The sequence below is a fragment of the Paraburkholderia sp. C35 genome (genome assembly GCF_003121405.1).
Lineage (GTDB): Bacteria > Pseudomonadota > Gammaproteobacteria > Burkholderiales > Burkholderiaceae > Paraburkholderia.
In genome coordinates, this window is sequence record NZ_QBUY01000002.1 from 1 (window position 1) to 19,100 (window position 19,100).

The following is a 19,100-nucleotide window of genomic DNA, read 5'->3' on the forward strand; positions in this document are numbered from 1 at the left end:
AGCTCCTTCGCTTAGAGCGCCTGAACACGTACTATATTGTAGATCTCGTGGACGTAACCGAGATGCATCGCTGCAACCACGGCGGGATTCGGCTTGCCGCCGACGGGCGGCGATGCCGTGATGATGCGGGGAACCCCTGCAACCTTCGCCGTCACGACGCCCATGTGCGCGGAAGCGACCAGCGGAAACTTCCCGCCCGGCACATAGCACGCGACGCTATCGACAGGCATGTTCTTGTGGCCCAGGACCACGCCCGGCATCGTCTCAACTTCAACGTCACGAATGGATTCGCGCTGCGCCTGAGCAAAGTTGCGCACCTGCGCCTGGGCGAATTTGATGTCTTCAAGCTGGCCCTGCGACAGCGAGCGCACGCAGCTTGCGATCTCGTCTTCCGACAGCCGGAAACGCTCGGGCGACCAGTTGTCGAATTTCGCAGAAAGTTCAGCCACCGCCATGTCGCCACGCGAGGCAACATCAGCGAGGATGCCCGTGACAACATCACGAACCTTGGCGGCGTCTTGCGTGGAGTCCTCGACGCTACGGCCGTTCTTCAGATACTGGATTGCCATTTGCATTTCCTTTGTGCGGGTGACGGGAGCGGACTGCCTGACGTGGAGTGCTTGCCGCTTGGATGCAAATGTAGCGCAATTTTTTGTGCAAAATTTGCGCAAATGGTCCAGACTTACCCTAGACGCCGAGTTGGATCACCGGTTTGGAGCAAATCGGCTATGTTTTCAGTCACCACTTTCAATGCAAAATTATGCAAACCAATGTACCAGCGCGGGGACGCGCAAAAGCGTCAAAAGTGAGGCTCGAAGATGTCGCCGAGCGACTTGGGGTATCTGTGTCTACGGTGTCGCGATCTCTGGCCGGTCACCCGGCAATCAGCAGCGAGACACGTAGTGCCGTCCAGGCGGTCGCTGCTGAACTGGGCTACAGGATGCCGGCGCAAGGCAGATCGACGCGAAAGTCCGCGACCAAGCTCATTGGCGTGGTGGTCGGCGCGCTGCATAACCGCTTCATGACGCTGTTGCTGACACATCTTCACGACGCGCTGCAAGAGTTCGATTATCAGATCACCCTGATGATCGATTCGATGAACGATCCGGAAAATCTGCTGGCGTTTCGGCCATTGATCGACGGATACCTCGACGGGATGATCTTCGCGACTGCGACACTCGACTCGCCGGTCGTGGCGGAAATGCAGCGGAGAGGCATTCCACTGGTGCTCGTCGTGCGCTCCGTCGACGATGTCAAGGTGGACACCGTGGAGGTCGACAACGTCCACGCAGGCTCCATTGCTGCCGAACATCTTTATCAACTGGGGCATCGGCGAATCGGGCTTGTGATGGGTGCGCAGAACACGTCCACGAGCAGAGATCGCGTCAAGGGAGCGCTTCGGTGGCTGGAGGAAGCGGGGATACCGCGCGCGTCAGTGCCATTGGTGTACTGCGACTACACCAGCGAAGCGGGATATTCCAGCGCCATGGCGATGTTGAGTAACGACGACCGGGTCACGGGCATCATCGCCGGCAACGACACGATCGCGCTAGGTGTGCTCGAGGCAGCAAAGAGACAGGGCATCGCGGTGCCACAACAGCTGTCGGTGATCGGATTTGACGATATGCCTTTGGCGGGATCGCCTCTGGTCGCACTGACTTCAATCCGGCAGCCCGTTGAAACGATGGCGCGAACGGCCGCCCGGCGGCTTGTCGAGCGCATTCGAGCGGGAGGAATGGGCGCACCAGTCCACGATGTCTTGCCGATTCAACTGGTGCGTCGCGAAACAACGGGACCAGCACGCGACCAGGCGTAACCAGCGGGCCTTCCCTTGTAAGGCCGGTTCAACTGCTGGCGGAATCGTGCAAAGCCTGTGCGATGACATTGTCGAGTTGCCGGAAATCCGGCGGACCAACGTATCGCTTGAGAACCTTTCCGTGCTTGTCGACCACCAGGGTCGTCGGCGTGAGTTGAACATCGCCGAACGCATGTGCCAGGCTTCCGTCGTCGAGGGTGAGCATGAACGGAAGCTGACGGGTCCGCGCGTAGTTCACCGCGTAATCTCGCGGTGTATAGCTCATCGCGACTGAAACGAACTCCAGTCCTGCACTGTGGAATTCCTTGTATGTGTTCTCAAGGCTTGGCATTTCCGCGATGCAACTCGAACAGTTTGTATCCCAGAAGTTAACAAGGTAGACGCGACCCTTCAGATCGGAAGTCGTAGAAATCTTTTGCCCGGACAGCAACGTGAAAGTCGCATCCGGCACATCCGGCTTCGCTAGCAAAAGATGTCCAATGAGAAACGCCACAGCCGCACCGATCAACGCCGCCGGCAACCACCATCTTCTACCAATCAATTTCACTCTCCTTTAGCCATCTCTACAGTAGGTGATCCCGATCTGGCCGTCCATGTCGAATAGGCATGCTTTTCGGGCCATCGAACCCTGCCACGCCTCGATACCGCGCTTCGTATGCGAAAAGCTTACATATTCCGCATGAGAGTTGTGTCCCAAATCGTGGCGTATACGGCATTGCCGTCACCTGTACACCACGCCTAACATTCCCGGCATGGTATCGAGGCGTATCTCAACATGAAGTATCTCAGTCTGGACGGCCTGTGGTCGAAAGCCTGCATGCAATCATTTCATGGCAGACGCCGGCCTCCGGACCAATGAAATCTCGCAGTTCGACACGTGATAAATGGAACAACATCATGGCAAACGTTTCAGTTCTCGGATTAGGCGCAATGGGTTCGCGTATGGCGGCCAACCTCTTGAAGGCTGGCCACGCAGTCACCGTATGGAACCGGAATCCTGACGCCAGTTCGGCGCTGGTCAGCGCAGGGGCGAAGGCAGCACGAACACCGAAGGAAGCGGCTGCTGACGCGGACTTCGTAGTCGCCATGTTGCGCGACAACGAAGCTTCAAGGGAAGTATGGCTTGATCCGGAAAACGGCGCACTGAATGGCATGTCGCCGGGCGCAGTCGCTATCGAGAGCTCAACACTGACCGCGGATTGGATCGGCGAGTTGGGAGCCAGAATGGCGGAGCACAAAGTATCGCTGCTTGAAGCGCCGGTTGCGGGCAGCACTCCGCAAGCCGAGGCGGCTCAATTGATCTATCTGACGGGAGGCGACGCAGAGACTTTCGCGCGCACGGAACCTGTCCTCAAGGCGATGGGATCATCCATTGTTCATGTTGGTCCACTCGGGTCCGGCGCATTGGCGAAGCTGGCGACCAACACTTTGCTAGGCATTCATGTAACCGTACTGGCAGAACTGATCGGCATGCTGAAGCGCTCCAATGCCGATGTCGACCGTGTACTTGACGCGATCGCGAAGACCCCGGTGTGGAGTCCAGCGGCAGGACGTCTTTCCGCGCTTATGCTGACAGGTAATTTCACGCCGCAGTTTCCCGTAGAGTTGATCGAGAAGGACTTCGGCTACACGCTGCAAACTGCGGGCTCGGATGCGTCCGCGCCAACCATCGCCGCAGTCCGTGATGTGTTTCGAGCTGCGATCGAGCAAGGATTTGGCAAGGAAAACATGACGAGCGTAGTCAAGCTGTTCACGTAGACAACGCTATATCAACCGAGGTGTTGAATGGCGACATCGATCTGCTCGCCCGAATAGATCAACGCGCTGCCGAAGCTACCGTTAAGGTCTGTTCGGCAGCGACGTTTCTCACACGTTCAGATGCTCACTTTGCATTGCTGGCAGTTTGCACCCATTGATCGAGCACTGACTTGTTGCCTGTCATCCAGTCATTTGCCAGCATGTTGACCAATGCCTGTGAGCCCCCACTCTTGCTGATTTCGTATTCCCACGCAGACCACTGCGACTGCGGGAACTTCACCTGCTCAATGAGCGAGCGTACAGACGGATTTGCCGCCACGAAATCACGGTTCCCCACTGCGCCCCAGTTCCACGACGCCATCGCCATACGGCAAGGATCAGCGCCACCGGCACAACCCTTCACGCCGGGTACGAGCGCCGTGCCTTTATTCGGTACGTTCGGAGGAAGCGCATCCTCAGGTGTGGGCAGCCACACAACATCCTTACCAGGCACGACCGAGTTGACGGTCCAGGAAGGACTCCACGCATAGAAAAACGCCGGCTTTCCTTCCTTCACCTTTGCTATCGCGTCGACCATCAATGCTTCGTACTTGCCTCGAACCGCATGAATGTTGTTCTTCAATCCAAACTTGTTCAACTGGTAGTCGACCACGTCACCGCAGCTCCAGCCAGGATCACAGCTGATCAGTTCCGCCTTGCCGTCAGTGCCAAACAGTCCCGCGAGCTTTGGATCCTTCAACTGCGCGAGGCTTGTAATCTTGTACTGGTCGGCGGTCTTCTTGTCGATAAGATAACCGGTGATCCCACCTCCCGAAATCAACCCCGAGCCGATCATTTGCGCCTGTTTCTCGACGGCCCGGAAGCCGGGCTCACGCTGAGGGAAGTTGACATCGGTCGCAAGATCTTCGTCGCCCTGTGCGACAGCCTGAAAGAACAGCGTGGTGTTCATTGTGGTCAGCTTGACGTCATAGCCAAGGTTTTTCATCGCTTGCATGATGATCTGCGTCGCAACGTAGTTACCGCCAAAACTGTCACCCTGAGCATACTTGATCGTCTTGCCTTTCCCCGGTGCATTTTGTGCGTGGGCCGACCCGCCCGCCATCATCGCAATAGCCAGCGCAAATGCGCTACACGCCACTGTAAACGTCTTCATCAAGCCTCCAGCATCTGTTGGAATCAGTCGTGACACGACGACAATTGAATAACCCTGCCGATACTCCCGGCTCCCGAATGACAAACTTCAAGCTTCTCTTGGATCGTGGCGCTCGGACATCGATCCACCGTCGTCGGAACGACCGCCACGAAAAAGACGTGCAACAGCCCCGCGCAAAGCGCCTCCGCCTGCACCGCCTGGCCGTGCACGTGCGAGTTTCTGCGTAATACGATCAAGGATCATTGCCAGCAAGACGATCGCGATGCCACCAATCGCGGCCTGCCCGACATCCAGTCTCCCCAACCCCTGAAGAACGATCAGACCGAGACCTTCTGCCCCAATCATCGACACCACAACCGACATGACCATCGCAGTCAGAACGGTCTGGTTCAGTCCTCCGAGAATAGTCGGGACGGCGAGCGGTAACTGAACCTCCCACAGCAGTTGCCTGCGGTCGGCACCAAACGCAAGCCCAGCCTCGACAAGCTCATGCTCGACCATACGGATGCCGAGATTCGTAAAGCGGATAAGCGGAGGCATTGCCGCCGTGACAACCGCGACCTCTCCGGGCACTGTACCGACGCCAAACAACATCACGACGGGCACCAGATACACAAATGTCGGCGTTGTCTGCATGATGTCGAGGATAGGCTGTACCACGCGCCAGACGCGATCACTCCGTGCACAAGCAACGCCGATTGGAATTCCGAATATCGCGCAAAAGAAAATAGCCGTGGAAATCAGGGAAAGCGTGGTCATCGCATCCGACCAGACGCCGAGCGTCGCAATCACGACGAGTCCAACGAAGGTAAAGACTGCCACCGCTTTACCCGCGAATCGCCAGGCAATCAGCGCACATAACACGACGAACACCGGAAACGGTATCGCCTGTAACGCGTCGATGTTAAGTTCGAGCAGCTTTTGTACAGGCCATTTGATGACCAGAAAGACCGGCCTCAAATGCATGGCTATCCACTGCACGGCAGTCTGGATCCATTGCGCGACTGGCAGCACCGCAAGATCGTCGGCTTTAAACATGGCTTGCTCCATTGACAACATGACTGCCAATGCGTGCGAGAACCTGCCCCGCTTCCAGCCGACCAACGAGTCGGCCCATTTCATCTGTGACGCCTACCGTTTCAGCACGGGTAAATTGGGCCGCGACATCGATAAGACGTGTTTGAGCCGGTACACATGCGAATGCCGAAGAAAGCGCAGGAAGCGGTCCTCCATCACGCAATGCACCGACTTTTGTGGCGGGAAGAACACCGAGAACACGTTGCTCATCGTCAACAACAAACGCCGACCCTGCGGTGTCGTCTTCACAACCCAGCACCACGAATTCATTTCGCCTGATCAATGGCACAAGCGATGTCATCGACGATCCTGCGTTGAACAGACGGGCACGGTCGACGTCACGCGTGAACGCGGCAACGTAGTCGCTCCCTGGCTGAAGCACAATTGATTGTGGCGTTCCCTCGCGAACGAGTTTCCCTTCAGACATGATTGCAATACGGGTCCCCAACTTGAGCGCTTCCTGAAAGTCGTGCGTGATGAAGAGAATGGTCTTGTTCAGGGTCCGCTGCAGGCGCAGAAGTTCGTCTTGCATTTCCGCTCGAATCAGCGGATCAAGTGCACTGAATGCTTCGTCCATGATGAGTACGTCCGCATCAGTCGCAAGCGCTCGCGCGAGACCAACCCGTTGCCTCATGCCGCCACTCAACTCGTGCGGCATCTTCTGAGCCCAACGCGTAAGTCCCACCACCTCCAGCACCTGTTCGGCACGCTTGCGGCGGTTGGCAGAAGACATGCCGCGCAACTTCAAACCAAACTCGACGTTCTCGATCACACGCCGGTTTGGCAAAAGCGCGAAGTGTTGAAAGACCATTGAGATGCGATTGCGTCGGACATCGCGCAAGCCCGCTTCATCCAGCGTGCAGATGTCGGTCTCGTCGAGCAGAATCCGCCCTGCACTGGGCTCATTGAGGCGATTCACGCAACGTGCGAGCGTCGATTTCCCAGATCCGGATAAGCCCATGATCATGTACATCGCACCCGCTGGAACGGACAGCGATACGTCATCCAGACCGACGACCTGCCCCGTGTCGCGCAAAACGTCTGCCTTTGTCGCACCACGCTTCAGCATGTTCAACGCGGAATCAGGACGATCGGCAAATACCTTGTACAGATGCTCAATCTTCAGTCGGTCCGTCATGGTCGTGACTCCTTCGATGGGACGACAGCGGAAGCTACAGATGCGAAGTCACGTAGCGGCGAAAAGTCAGTCGGCAAAAGAATGCGATTCTCCGCCTGTTCGATATTCTCCGACAGACGAGGAATGAATGCCTGCCACCTTGGATCCTCCGCGAGCGTCTGACGACGACGCCGGCGATCTTCAAGATCGGCATAGGCCCACATATGCGTAACCTGCGACAGCGGTCCAATCTCAGTGGTGAAGTACCCGATCAACGCACCGAGAATCGATTGCTGTATCGCGAGACCTTCCTCCCGTACAAGCTTCAGATACCGCTGCATGCAGCCGTTGCGGATTCTGTATATTCGCTCTTCGACGATCATTTTGCGTATCCCCGGTAAGCGAGGTCCGAACAGGTCATACGCTGCGGAGCCTCTTCCAATAGAAAACCGCCGATCAGATCTGCGACTTCTTCCGGTGCCTCGGTCAGGATGGAATGGCGAAGCTTCGGCAATATATGGACGCGCGAATTAGGGATGCACTCGTGCATGAACAGAGACATTCTTGGATTCGATCCCTGATCTTCTTCGCCCGTAGCGATAAGCGTCGGCACCGCAATCTGATCAATGAGGCCGCCGAAATCGGTCTGCGCAAGCACGCGATACGCTGACGCATAACAGTCCGGATCGTTGCTGGCATTGCGCGAGCGCAATTCCGAAATCAGATTGGGATGGCGCGCCTGAAACTCCTCCGTGAGCCATCGTGAGAGCGAGGCATCGTAGTGCGAACCTCGATCACCGGCTTGCAAGGCAGCCAGGCGGGCCAGCACACGCGAACGCTCCTCAGCAGTGCGGCCGGCCACCGTCGACAGCAAGACGAGCCTTCTGAGCCGCTGCGGATGAGTCAATGCGAGCCGTTGAGCAATCAGGCCGCCGAGTGAAAACCCGGCAAGGTTAAAGCTGCCAAAGCCGACGTGGTCCGCCAGTGCCAGGGCGTCATCGACGAAGTCATCGATTTCGTAGCGACCTTTGACCAGCGACGATTGACCATGTCCGCGCAAATCAAAGGTGAGCACACGAAAGCCTGGCCCGAGCCGATTGATTGTGCCCTGCCATGCTTCAAGATACGAGCCGACTCCATGGATACAGACCAGTTCGTGCGGACCATCGCCTTGCAGCCGATAGTGCAACCGAACACCATCGCGCTCCAGATAACCGTCAATTGCCGACGCGGGTGCGCCTGGCATAGCGTCGTCGCTCATCGCTCAAGTCCTCGCCGCAGCCACGCTCGTCGTACGGGTTTCAGTCACGTAAGCACTGTGAGCCGATCTCGAAGCGCTGACGTTGTTCGGAAATGCATTCTGTTCTCGCCTCGCAAAATGAGGCATCACTTCATCGATAAAGAGACGAAGCGTACGCATCTGCAATTCGAACGGGAGATTGAACGAAAGTCCCAATGTGAAAAGATCGACCCCTTGTTCTTCATAGACCTGAAGTTTCTCGATCACTTCATCGGGCGTACCGAACATGAGATTGTTGCGTATCGCTTGCGGATCGTAGTTCGCACGATTTGCGACGACGTCATAGGGCACCGCCTCCGGAAAGCCGTTCTGGACCGTGCCAATGTTCTGCATCAGATTCTCGAACAACCGACCATAGTCGACGCTATGGCGCACCGCCAGTTCCCAATCTTCTGGCCGGTCGTAGACACATGTCCGGCGTTGCATCATAAAACGCGGACGTGGATGCTCAGGGTGATCCGCGACAGCTTTGCGAAACTTTTCACCCAGGACGACTACCTCCGAGGCCGGTGCGGCGAGCGGCGTCGACAGGATGTTTGCGCCGATACCTACTGCCCAGTCGAAGCTCGCGGGATCGCGTGTGGCAACCCATATCGGCGGATGCGGCTGCTGCAATGGTTTCGGCACGGATGTCGCAAGCGGGAACTTCCAGTAGTGCCCGTCGTGCGCATAGTCCCCTTTCCAGAGTTCTTTTACTGCCGGCACGAGTTCTTTCATATAGGCCACGCCTTCCTGCTGCGGCATGCCACCAGCCATCCGGTCGAACTCATACTGATACGCACCGCGGGCAATACCGAACTCGAGACGACCATCGGTCAGGTGATCGCACATCGCGGCTTCGCCAGCCAGACGAATCGGTGACCAATAGGGAGCCACAATCGTTGCCGTACCGAGGCGGATACGCTCGGTGTGCTGCGCCAACCAGGTTAGAACCGTGAACGGGTTGGGCGAGATCGTGCATTCGATCGTGTGATGCTCTGCTGTCCACAGCGTTTCGAAACCGCCCTCGTCGGCGAGACGGGCCAGCGCAAGCATCTGGTTGCGCGCCTGGGTCATCGAGTCGCCGGGAGCGAAGCGTTCCATACTAAGCGAAACTGCGAATTTCATAGGTGCCTCGTTTCTGATTGGTTTAGCACGCGTGCGGCTCAACGCAGGCGGATGACAAAGGGGTCTTGCATGGCGCCTGAATAATCGAGCACGACGTTCTTGATTTTCGAGAACTCGCGCATGACCTCGAAGCCCCCACGTCGTCCATATCCACTGTGTTTCGTACCACCGTTTGACGACATATACGCTGCAGAGCGATAAGTGTTGATCCAGACCGTGCCCGCCTCGATATCACGCGCAAATCGCATGGCGCGGTCAATATCGCGAGTCCAGATTCCCGATGCGAGACCGTATTCGGTGTCATTCGCCAGACTCATCAGTTCTTCCTCTGTATCGAACGGCACCACCCCGACCACAGGGCCAAATATCTCCTCCCGCATGAAACGCATCTGGTTCGTGGCGTTGATCATCACTGTCGGTTCGAAGTACCAGCCCTTTGCAAGCTCGGGACTGTCGGGCCGCTTTCCGCCCGCTGCTACTTTCGCCCCCTCTTCGATGCCCGACCCGACGTAATCCGTGACCTTGGCCAGTTGGGCAGCAAGCGCCAATGGACCGATGTCCGTGTCGTCATGCATCGGGTGACCAACGCGAACCCGCTTTGTGCGCTCGACAAGCGCTTCGACAAACTGGTCATAAACAGGACGTTCGACGAAGCAACGCGAACCCGCGACACACGTCTGTCCAGCTGCCGCAAAAATTCCCGAAACGACACCGTTGACGGCGCGTTCGACCTCTACATCGGAAAACACGACGTGAGGCGACTTACCGCCGAGTTCCATCTGACACGGCGCCAGATTCTGCGCGGCATTTCCCGCGATCTTTCGACCAGTAAATGTGCTGCCGGTGAATACGAATTTGGCAATGCCTGGATGACGCGTGAGCGCATCACCCGTATTTGCGCCATCGCCCGTTACAACGTTGAACACACCCGGCGGTATGCCCGCTTCTATCGCCAGTTCCGCGAGAGCCAGCGTCGATGCCGTTGCGTGCTCGGATGGTTTGACAACGACCGTATTGCCAATCGCGAGACACGGCGCAAGTGTTCCCGTCAACATCATCAAAGGCGAGTTCCAGGGAATGATCATCCCTACCACTCCGATCGGCTCGCGCAGGTTGAAGTTCAGCATGTCAAGCTTGTTGACGGGAATCGTGTCGCCTTGCAGCTTGTCCGCCATGCCGCCGAAATACAGATACGAATCGCGAATCGCCCGCATCTGTGCCCGCATTTCCTTGAGCAGCTTTCCGTTGTCGCGGCATTCGATCATCGCCAGCTCATCGGCGTTCGCCAGCACCAGTTCTCCGAGCTTGCGCACGAGCTTTCCGCGTTCGGTCTGAGTCATGCGGCGCCATGCCGGATTCTTCAGTGCAGCGCGCGCCGAGCGCACAGCGGCATCGACGTCTGCAGCATTACCCTGCGCGAACTCGTACCAGGGCTGTGCCGTCGTCGGGTCATAGCTCAGCGCGTACTCCCGGCTATTGGGCGCAACAAATTCGCCATCGATGAAATGTCCTGTTCGCGCACCTTCGAGACTCGCTACCGTGGTCTTCATGTTGTCCTCTGATTGTCAGGTTTGTGCGTGCCGGACCCAAGGCTGCGCCGCGCCCACCGTTGCAAGGCGCCCGCCGTCATGCGAGTCCATGTAGATTGAATAGCCACCGTGTTCGCTTTCACGCACGAATCGACGCAACATCGCGCGAACCTCAGTGGAAGCGATCTCGTCGTACGGAAGCTCCGAGGGTGCGAAAAAGCGGTATCCCGTCGGCAGTGCCAGTGCACCGCGAGGCTCCGCGAGCCGTGCGCGGTAAATCAGATAGCCGGAGTCATGGCCTGAAACGTCGAAGACGGAATAAAGGAATGTGTCGTCGGACATGAGCGACAGTTCACCGCCACCCGTAACCGGCAGGCGTCCGTTGACGAGCTTGCGCGGAGCCGTGGGCAACACCCATCCGCCTTTCCCGTCCGAGACCAGCAGCACTTGCCCTTGCGCTTCGATCAGGTAACCAATAATCATGTCGTTGGACGACAGCCAACCCGGCGGAAGCGGATCTTTGACCTGAGCGTATCGACCTCGGCAGAATCCGAGCGGCGCTGATGGGCTGGTACCGAATGCCTGAATTCGACCGATGAGAATTGCATGGTCTCCCGCATCGACGTGCTCATGCATCGTGCAATCAAACCAGGTCAGGCAGTCAGTGAGTACCGGGGCGCCCGTATGAACGACGTCATAACCAACGGACGCAAATTTGTCGGATGCTTTCGAAGCAAAGAGATTCGACACATCGATCTGCGAGTCGCGCAGAAGGTTGACGGCGAAGCGGTCGCTGCCCGTGAATGCGGGGTAGCTGGAGGCGCTCTTTCCGACACACACCAGCAGCAGTGGTGGGTCAAGCGAAACGGACGCAAACGAATTCGCCGTCATACCGCGCGGCTTGCCGTCTGAATCGACCGTGGTGATCACCGTCACGCCCGTGAGGAAGGTACCGAATGCCCGCCTGAGTGCGAGCGGGTCGATAACGGTCCGGGTGTCCTCTGCTGCCATTCCCATGTTGTTCACCTCAAACGTCTTTACGTTGAGATGAATGTATGCGGCGAAATTCAGCTTGCCTTCCAATGGAACAGAGGACTTCGACTGCTAATTCCCCCTCGGCTTCGAGGAACGATCACACTTGCGAATGCGCAGCTTGCTCTTCAGGCAGTCTGTTTTCGACAAGTTTGTGCAACTGGAGAGCAAGCTCTACTGCAAAGCGTCGCTCGGGAGTCTCGACATCGATGCCAAAAAGCTCGGAAATCCGCGCCAGCCGGTAGCGAAGCGTCGTGACATGCAGCCCCATCGCGTCCGCGCATGCCTGGCTACGGCAGCCATGACGGATATACGCAGAGAGCGTCTCCATGTAGGGCGTCCGATGATCCCGGTCGTATGCGATGAGTGGCCCAATCGTTCCGCTCATGAACGCCCGCACATCGGGCGAATCGGCGGCACCGATCAGCATCGGCAGCGGACCGAGGTCCGGGACAGATAGTGCTCCGCTCTTGCCCATGCCGCGGGCGATCCGGATCATTCTCCAGCAGCGTTCCCACTCCTTCGCCAATGCTTCGAGTCCAGAGAATGTGTCTCCAACAACCAGAATCGGCTCGCGCCCAAATAGCGTTCCTAACGCTGAACACAACCGTCGCCCGAATGCAGTCACCGGTGCGTCGCCACCCATTTCATCCGGGATTGCGTCACCGGGTAGCAGGCACACAAGCCCGCCGCCCACCGTGATGGTATGGATAGGCAGTTTGTGCTGCGCAGCGAGCATGGCAGAAATACGATGGCATTCTGCTGAACGATCCCCGACCGCCCGGTTGCAGTTGGGATAGTCGATCACGAGGATATGGTTGCGTGCAGTGAGCGATAGCCCAAGTCGGCGCGCGCGTTCCAGTACGTCCTGCTCGCCACGCCAACGACGCTCGACTATTTCGAAGAAGAGTTCTGTCAGCGTTCTGGTTTCCGCCCGGAACCGGATCACACTGCGCATCAATTGCACACTGACCGCAAACCTGGCGTTCTCGATTGCAAGCATCTGCAGGTCATCGGGAGAGCTGTCACCAAAGCTTAACAACGCGCCGACTACCTCACCATCAACCAGCAGCGGCTCGACGTTTGCCGTCAGCTTATTCCCCGGCGCAATCTCGAGTGTCAGTCGACGTTGGCCACGTCGCGTCGCCAGTTCGCGGGCGGTTTCACGAATTCGCATGCCCATCGCGCCATCGAGCACCTTCTGCCATGTGTCTGCGTCGTAGAGAGAAGCATCAGGTGATCGGGATGAAAAGATAGCTCCGCCATCGAAGTCGATCACGAGAACCGGGACATCGAGCAAGTCCGCAAGCATCTCGATCAGCGTTTCCATCGCGCCGCCGGCCAGGACTTCCTCAAGCATGGCACTTTGAACGCCTAGCACTCGCCGCAATTGGGTAGAGGCCGAAAGTTGCGCTTGCTGCTGATGTGCACGATCAATTGCAATCGCACCAAGGTGCACGATCATGCCCATAAAGACCAGATCGTCAGGGGCAACATCAACGATCCTGCGGGCAGAGACCGACATGACCATCGGCCTGTTTTCCAGATCGCGACAGGCCATTGGGAGAACAACGACCGTCCGATACCCTCGCACTTGTGCTTCTCGACGATACCCGAGGAACTCAGTGGTCTCGCGGGCGTCGCGGATGTACACCGGCTCGTTTCGTTGCAACGCAACAAGCGCGGGACTGGTAGCGAGTTCCCAGCGATCCTCCAACCTCTGATTGCCGCTCAGCAATGAAGGATCACGACGGGCAATGACCAACGCATCGCCATGTGCGACGTCGACGCTCATGATCGCCCCGAGATCCCAGGGACCGTGCCGGCAAGCCTGTTCTAAAAGGCTATGCAGTAGAGATTCAACATCGGTGTCCGTGAGAATCTGGCTTGCGACATCCCGTAACGACGACATGCGCGAGAGCTGATCTGGCATGATTTTGTCCCCCCTTGACTGCCACTATACGACTTATCGCAGGGCCAAAAAAAACATGCTTCCGTCGGAACGTAGGAAGACGCATGCATTGCTGCTACCTAGCATGTAATCCATTCAGACAGCTTCGACAGATTGGGGGAATCGATGGAAACCGGCGTGAGAAAAATTTCGACGTTTATCGAGGAAATTCATATTGAAGGCGGCAAGCCAGCCGAGAAGCCGATCACGATGGTCGTGGTCGCGGCGGTGTTGAAAAACCCGTGGGCCGGTCAAGGCTTCGTCGAGGATCTGCGCCCCGAGATCCTGCGGCTTGCGCCCGTGCTCGGCGAGCAGATGGGCCAGCGGCTGACGGCGATCATGCCGTCCGAGCGCGTCGAAGCGTACGGCAAGGCAGCAATGGTCGGAGTAAATGGCGAGATCGAGCATGCATCCGCATTGATACACACATTGCGGTTCGGGAATATGTACCGCGAGGCTGTTGGGGGCACAACCTTTCTGAGTTTCACCAACTCACGCGTTGGACCGGGCGCTCTCGTCTCGCTGCCGATGATTCATAAGACGAAGACGGGACATCGCTCGCACTTCCTCACCGCTACGTTCCAGATCGCAGATGCCCCCGGCCCTGACGAACTGATGATCGCGATAGGCGCAGCGGACGGCGGGCGGGCGCATCCCCGTATCGGTGATCGCTTCATCGATATGGCCGAGATGGATAGCGAAAAGGCGACGGCCTAAGTGCATTGAGGCGAGCATGTCAGACATCATCACGCTCGTCAGCCAGCTTTCTGACGACCAGGAAGCCGCGTATCTCGGCGCGCTACGAAAATCGCTACCGGGCGAGGTGCTGTTGCCTCTGCGCGAGACCAGTGCGCAGCAACGGGCACAAAGCTCGATTGCCATTGTCGCCAATCCCAGGCCCGCCGACGTCGCGAGACTGCCGAATCTGGCCTGGGTTCACAGCCTTTGGGCGGGCGTCGAGCAACTCGTCGCTGCATGGCCCAAGGACGGACCACCGATCGTCAGACTGGTTGATCCCGAGATGTCGCGGACGATGGCCGAAGCGGTGCTCGCATGGACCTACTATCTGCAGCGCGACATGCCAACGTACCGGTTACAGCAAACCGATCGCCAATGGTGCCAGCGCGTGTATCGCAAACCATCTTCGATGGAGATCGGAATCGTTGGCCTTGGCACACTCGGTACGTGTGCAGCAGAGCGTCTGGTCCGCGCCGGCTTCAGGGTGAATGGTTGGAGCAGGACGGCGAAAAATGTCGATGGTGTGCATGTCTATCACGGCGACACCGGTTTGAACGACATGCTCACAACGGCCGATATCGTTATCTGTCTGATGCCGCTGACGTCCGATACGCGGGGCTTGATCGACGGAGCGCGCATCGCGCAGATGAAGCGGGGCGCCGCCCTGATCAACTTCGCGCGCGGACCCATCATTGTGGAAGCCGAATTGCTCGACGCGCTTGATCGCGGTCTGCTTTCGCATGCAGTGCTCGACGTGTTCGATATCGAGCCCCTGCCATTGCAGTCGCGGCTTTGGGAACATCCACGCGTGACGATCTTGCCGCACATCTCTGCGCCGACCGATGTTCACACTGCCGCATCGGTTATCGCGGCGAACGTATCTGAGTACCGGAAAACAGGAAAGCTGCCAGCGAGCGTCGATCTGACTCGCGGCTATTGAATGGCATTAAGCACTGTGCCCTCTACGAGGGTACAGACTGGATTTACCCGTCAGGTGTTGCGCTGATTTACAAACGGCAGCCCGTCTATCAACCAGCCGCGCTAAGGGACGCTTGATCAAATCTGGCGCGAGCGCGTTGGCTTGGCGTAAGGCTCCTGAAACAGGCGTCGAAACGCAACGTGCTATCGCGGTAGATCGACAAGGGAGCATGACCATGCGTGACGTCGCGTTTGTTATGTACCCGGACTATTCGACCACGACGCTGACTGTCGTCATGGCTTTCGAAGCCGCCAATTCCGTGACTGAGGCACCGCCCTACGAACTCCATTTCGTTTCGGAGACCGGCGGACAAATCAGAACCTGCTCTGGCATGATGGTGGAGAGCGAACCGTTTGCACAAACACCTTTTCACACGCTCTTTGTCGGTGGCGCGGCAAATCCTACGGCATCAACGCCGGGGCTGATTGACTACATCAGGAACGCGCCCCGACTGCATCGACGGATTGTCGCGATCTCGACCGGCGCCTTCGTGCTGGCCGAAGCGGGGCTTCTGGACGGACGTAATGCCACCACCCACTGGATGCACGCGCCGCGTCTTCAGGCGCAGTACCCGGCGGTCAAGCTTGCGCAGAACTGCATCTTCACCCGCGACGGTCCAATCTGGACGGCGGCGGGCGGGGCCGCGGGTCTCGATCTCAGTCTGGCGATAATCGAGAGTGACCTTGGTGCGGGCGTTGCGAAAGCAGTGGCTCGTGAACTCGTCATCTATCATCGCCGGACGGGTAGTCAGTCGCAGATCTCCACGCTGCTGGAGCTTGCGCCGAAAACCGATCGAATTCATGCGGCCCTGACCTATGCGCGGGACAACCTGCACAAGCCCCTGTCTGTCGCCGATCTTGCCGAGGCAGCCCACTTAAGCTCGCGCCAGTTCAGCCGGGCGTTCCTGGCGGAGACGGGACATTCGCCGGCCAAGGCGATTGAAATACTCCGGGTCGAAGGGGCGCGCAATCTCATGGAGCAGAGCCGTCATTCCATCGAAGTGGTCGCACGCCTGACAGGCTTCAGCGACCGTGACCAGATGCGACGCGCGTTCCTGAGAGCATTTGGACAACCGCCACAGGCTCTGCGGCGCATGGCACGGCTTGAAGCGACGGATTCTGTCGAGACATCTGTAGCCATCGACTGAGACACACGGCCCGGAAGCAATCTTGACGTCGCGGGACGTTTAGCCGATCGCCTCAAAAGTACAACAAGCATCCGACGGCGCCATCGACGCGAGATCCGTAGATCCCACGAATATCAGCATTGCCGCTCGATCCTCATGGCGCGCAGGCGCCTCTCATCAAGAAAAAGATTTTCTATTAATCAAGGACACTTTTTCTGGTTTGTCGGCGAATGGGAAGAGGAGAAGAATCGCACTTGAATCGGCGGTAACACATCTGACCAGCGATGGTATCTGTCCCTGATGCTTATGGATTCGATAGTTTTTCTGTCAGTAGATGTTGGTGCCGATGACGGTCATAGCCAACGCGAGAAGGTCGCAGCCCGTCGCAGGGGACTACCTGCGCGTGCCGCGTGACTCGTCCGGGCTTTTCTTCCATCAAGACCTGTCCTCCGGCAGGCGCACAACGAACTTTCGATATGAGCAATAAATTCCAAGGCAAAAAGATGCTGGTCGTCGGCGGCACCAGCGGGATGGGCATGCAATCGGCACGCATGGTGCTGGCCGAAGGCGGGAGCGTGGTGATCGTTGGCCACCGGCCAGACAAGACCGAGCAGGCGCGCAAGGAACTGGCTGCGCTGGGCGAGGTCTGGGCGTTGACGGCGGACGTATCCAGCGACGAGGGACTCGCCGCGCTGCTCAAGAGCATTGATGAGCAGCATGCCGACATCGACCTGCTGGTCAATGCGGCCGGCGTATTTTTCCCCAAGCCCTTCCTGGAGCACTCGGACGCGGACTACGAGCAGTACATGAAGCTGAATAAGGCGTTCTTCTTCATCACGCAGAAGGTCGCAACCAATCTGGTCGTCAAGGGACGTCCCGGCGCGATCGTCAATATCGGTTCGATGTGGGCCAAACAGGCCATTGCAGCCACGCCTTCGTCAGCCTACTCGATGGCCAAGGCCGGCCTTCACTCGCTGACCCAGCATCTGGCGATGGAGTTGGCACCCAAGCACATCCGTGTCAACGCGGTGTCACCGGCCGTAGTGCAGACCCCCATCTACGAGGGCTTCATTCCGAAGGCTGAAGTCCAAAGCGCGCTGCAAGGCTTCAACGGCTTCCATCCGATCGGCCGTGTCGGCACCCCGCAGGACGTCGCTGAGGTCGTTGTCTTCTTGCTCTCGGACCAGGCGGGTTGGGTTACCGGCGCGATCTGGGACGTCGATGGCGGCGTGATGGCCGGCCGCAACTGAAGCACAGCGTGCAGGCGCGCGACGCGCGTGACTATCACGTTGCGTAAGTCTCCATTGTTGTGCGTGATGTTGGCGCCCGACATCCCAACTCCGAACAGGAACAAAAACCATGATGCAAGATTGGAATGCCTACCGTGAATCCCTTCTGGAGCGCGTAGGCGATTACGCGAAGCAAACCCCCGACGTGATGCGCGGACTGATGACGATCGAGAACGCCGCTGTCAAGACGGGCCATCTCGACTCGAAGATACACGAATTGATTGCTCTGGCCGTGGCTGTGACCACACGCTGCGACGGTTGCATTTCCGTGCATACCAAGAAGGCCGTCGAGGCAGGCGCCACGCTGGAGGAAATCTCCGAGGCATTGGGCGTTGCCATTGCCTTGAACGCCGGCGCTGCTCTGACCTACTCGGCGCGCGTCATCGAGACCTACCAGCAGTTGCCCAACAAGTAAGTCGCACCAATAGGCGCTCGCCGCCACGTCTGGAAATACGTCCATGCTCATTAACGCCGATTTCACGCGCCGCGCCATCGTGGCGTCCCACGAATACCAATGGGTCGCCTCGCCTCAGAGCGGCGTCGAACGCGTGATGCTGGACCGTATAGGCGCCGAGAAGGCACGCTCAACCAGCATCGTGCGGTACGCACCCGGTTCCCACTTTCCTCGCCACCTTCACCCTGGCGGCGAAGAAATCCTTGTACTGGCCGGCATGCTCTCCGAAGGGGACGAGCACTACCCGGTGGGCTGGTATCTGCGCAATCCGCCTGACTCGAGCCACCAACCGTCCAGTGTCGAGGGCGCCGTCATCTTCGTCAAACTCCAGCAGATGCAGGCCCACGAGCAGCATCGCGTGCGCATCAACACCCGCGATCCTGCCGCGTGGCACCGCCAAAGTGGTCGCGAGGTCTGCCCGTTATTCTCAAACGAGGCGGAACAGGTCTGTCTGCAACGACTTGCCCCGAATGAACTTCTGCTTGCCGAACCTGTGGAAGGCGCCGAGCTGCTCGTGCTGGCTGGCGACGTGGTGGCAGGTGGGCAGTCCTATGGGCACGGCAGCTGGATGCGCGTGCCCGTTGGCGAGTCCCTCGATATCGCCGCTGGCGCGCATGGCGCCACCGTCTATCTCAAGACCGGTCACCTGGCTGGCATGGCGATGGAGGCATAGC

Annotated in this window: 19 protein-coding genes; 8 read left to right on the forward strand and 11 right to left on the reverse strand. The window is 58.2% G+C overall.

Annotation, left to right across the window (positions count from 1 at the left end):
- Positions 1–11 precede the first annotated feature (11 nt).
- On the reverse strand, positions 12–569 hold the full coding sequence (locus tag DK391_RS01210) for a histidinol dehydrogenase (protein ID WP_239482658.1): 558 nt from the start codon (positions 567–569) through the stop codon (positions 12–14).
- Between the two features lie 143 nt (positions 570–712).
- Between DK391_RS01210 and DK391_RS01215 the strand changes: the two genes are divergently transcribed.
- Entirely contained in the window at positions 713–1,816 is a 1,104-nt protein-coding gene (locus tag DK391_RS01215) for a LacI family DNA-binding transcriptional regulator (protein WP_239482659.1), read from the forward strand.
- Between the two features lie 28 nt (positions 1,817–1,844).
- Here DK391_RS01215 and DK391_RS01220 read toward each other — a convergent pair whose 3' ends face one another.
- Positions 1,845–2,324: a TlpA disulfide reductase family protein gene (locus DK391_RS01220; protein WP_239482678.1), complete on the reverse strand. Its 480-nt coding sequence runs from the start codon at positions 2,322–2,324 to the stop codon at positions 1,845–1,847.
- A gap of 293 nt (positions 2,325–2,617) precedes the next feature.
- Between DK391_RS01220 and DK391_RS01225 the strand changes: the two genes are divergently transcribed.
- Positions 2,618–3,574 carry an NAD(P)-dependent oxidoreductase gene (locus DK391_RS01225; RefSeq protein WP_239482660.1) on the forward strand — a complete coding sequence of 319 codons (957 nt, stop codon included), beginning with the start codon at positions 2,618–2,620 and terminating at the stop codon, positions 3,572–3,574.
- A gap of 124 nt (positions 3,575–3,698) precedes the next feature.
- Here the strand turns inward: DK391_RS01225 and proX are convergent, their stop codons facing one another.
- The 9 genes from proX to DK391_RS01270 all read right to left on the reverse strand — a co-directional run bounded on the left by proX (position 3,699) and on the right by DK391_RS01270 (position 13,822).
- Entirely contained in the window at positions 3,699–4,727 is a 1,029-nt protein-coding gene (proX, locus tag DK391_RS01230) for a glycine betaine/L-proline ABC transporter substrate-binding protein ProX (RefSeq protein ID WP_109476166.1), read from the reverse strand.
- An 87-nt stretch (positions 4,728–4,814) separates the two neighbouring features.
- Positions 4,815–5,765: a proline/glycine betaine ABC transporter permease gene (locus DK391_RS01235; RefSeq protein ID WP_109476167.1), complete on the reverse strand. Its 951-nt coding sequence runs from the start codon at positions 5,763–5,765 to the stop codon at positions 4,815–4,817.
- The gene (locus DK391_RS01240; protein WP_109476168.1) at positions 5,758–6,942 is read right to left on the reverse strand and encodes a glycine betaine/L-proline ABC transporter ATP-binding protein; all 1,185 of its coding nucleotides are present in this window, start codon (positions 6,940–6,942) and stop codon (positions 5,758–5,760) included. Before DK391_RS01240 ends, DK391_RS01235 begins: the two co-directional genes overlap by 8 nt.
- Entirely contained in the window at positions 6,939–7,304 is a 366-nt protein-coding gene (locus DK391_RS01245) for an NIPSNAP family protein (RefSeq protein ID WP_109476169.1), read from the reverse strand. The genes DK391_RS01240 and DK391_RS01245 overlap by 4 nt, the downstream gene beginning before the upstream one ends.
- Positions 7,301–8,182, reverse strand: a complete 882-nt coding sequence (locus DK391_RS01250) for an alpha/beta hydrolase (protein ID WP_109476170.1) — start codon at positions 8,180–8,182, stop codon at positions 7,301–7,303. Before DK391_RS01250 ends, DK391_RS01245 begins: the two co-directional genes overlap by 4 nt.
- Before the next feature lie 3 nt (positions 8,183–8,185).
- Entirely contained in the window at positions 8,186–9,328 is a 1,143-nt protein-coding gene (locus DK391_RS01255; RefSeq protein ID WP_239482661.1) for an LLM class flavin-dependent oxidoreductase, read from the reverse strand.
- 38 nt (positions 9,329–9,366) lie between these two features.
- Entirely contained in the window at positions 9,367–10,878 is a 1,512-nt protein-coding gene (locus tag DK391_RS01260) for an aldehyde dehydrogenase (protein WP_109476171.1), read from the reverse strand.
- A gap of 15 nt (positions 10,879–10,893) precedes the next feature.
- A complete protein-coding gene (locus DK391_RS01265) occupies positions 10,894–11,874 on the reverse strand; it encodes a flavin reductase (RefSeq protein ID WP_109476368.1) in 981 nt (326 codons plus the stop codon).
- A gap of 115 nt (positions 11,875–11,989) precedes the next feature.
- On the reverse strand, positions 11,990–13,822 hold the full coding sequence (locus DK391_RS01270) for a helix-turn-helix domain-containing protein (protein WP_109476172.1): 1,833 nt from the start codon (positions 13,820–13,822) through the stop codon (positions 11,990–11,992).
- A gap of 144 nt (positions 13,823–13,966) precedes the next feature.
- Between DK391_RS01270 and DK391_RS01275 the strand changes: the two genes are divergently transcribed.
- From DK391_RS01275 to DK391_RS01300, 6 genes are all read left to right on the forward strand, one after another.
- On the forward strand, positions 13,967–14,557 hold the full coding sequence (locus tag DK391_RS01275) for an amino acid synthesis family protein (protein ID WP_109476173.1): 591 nt from the start codon (positions 13,967–13,969) through the stop codon (positions 14,555–14,557).
- Between the two features lie 16 nt (positions 14,558–14,573).
- A complete protein-coding gene (locus DK391_RS01280; RefSeq protein ID WP_109476174.1) occupies positions 14,574–15,518 on the forward strand; it encodes a glyoxylate/hydroxypyruvate reductase A in 945 nt (314 codons plus the stop codon).
- A 208-nt stretch (positions 15,519–15,726) separates the two neighbouring features.
- On the forward strand, positions 15,727–16,704 hold the full coding sequence (locus DK391_RS01285; protein WP_343225223.1) for a GlxA family transcriptional regulator: 978 nt from the start codon (positions 15,727–15,729) through the stop codon (positions 16,702–16,704).
- 455 nt (positions 16,705–17,159) lie between these two features.
- Complete coding sequence (locus DK391_RS01290) at positions 17,160–17,933, forward strand: SDR family oxidoreductase (protein ID WP_109476175.1); 774 nt, start codon at positions 17,160–17,162, stop codon at positions 17,931–17,933.
- Between the two features lie 109 nt (positions 17,934–18,042).
- Positions 18,043–18,387 (forward strand): carboxymuconolactone decarboxylase family protein, encoded by a 345-nt coding sequence (locus tag DK391_RS01295; protein ID WP_109476176.1) that lies wholly within the window; start codon positions 18,043–18,045, stop codon positions 18,385–18,387.
- 43 nt (positions 18,388–18,430) lie between these two features.
- Positions 18,431–19,099: a cupin domain-containing protein gene (locus DK391_RS01300; protein ID WP_109476177.1), complete on the forward strand. Its 669-nt coding sequence runs from the start codon at positions 18,431–18,433 to the stop codon at positions 19,097–19,099.
- Position 19,100 lies beyond the last annotated feature (1 nt).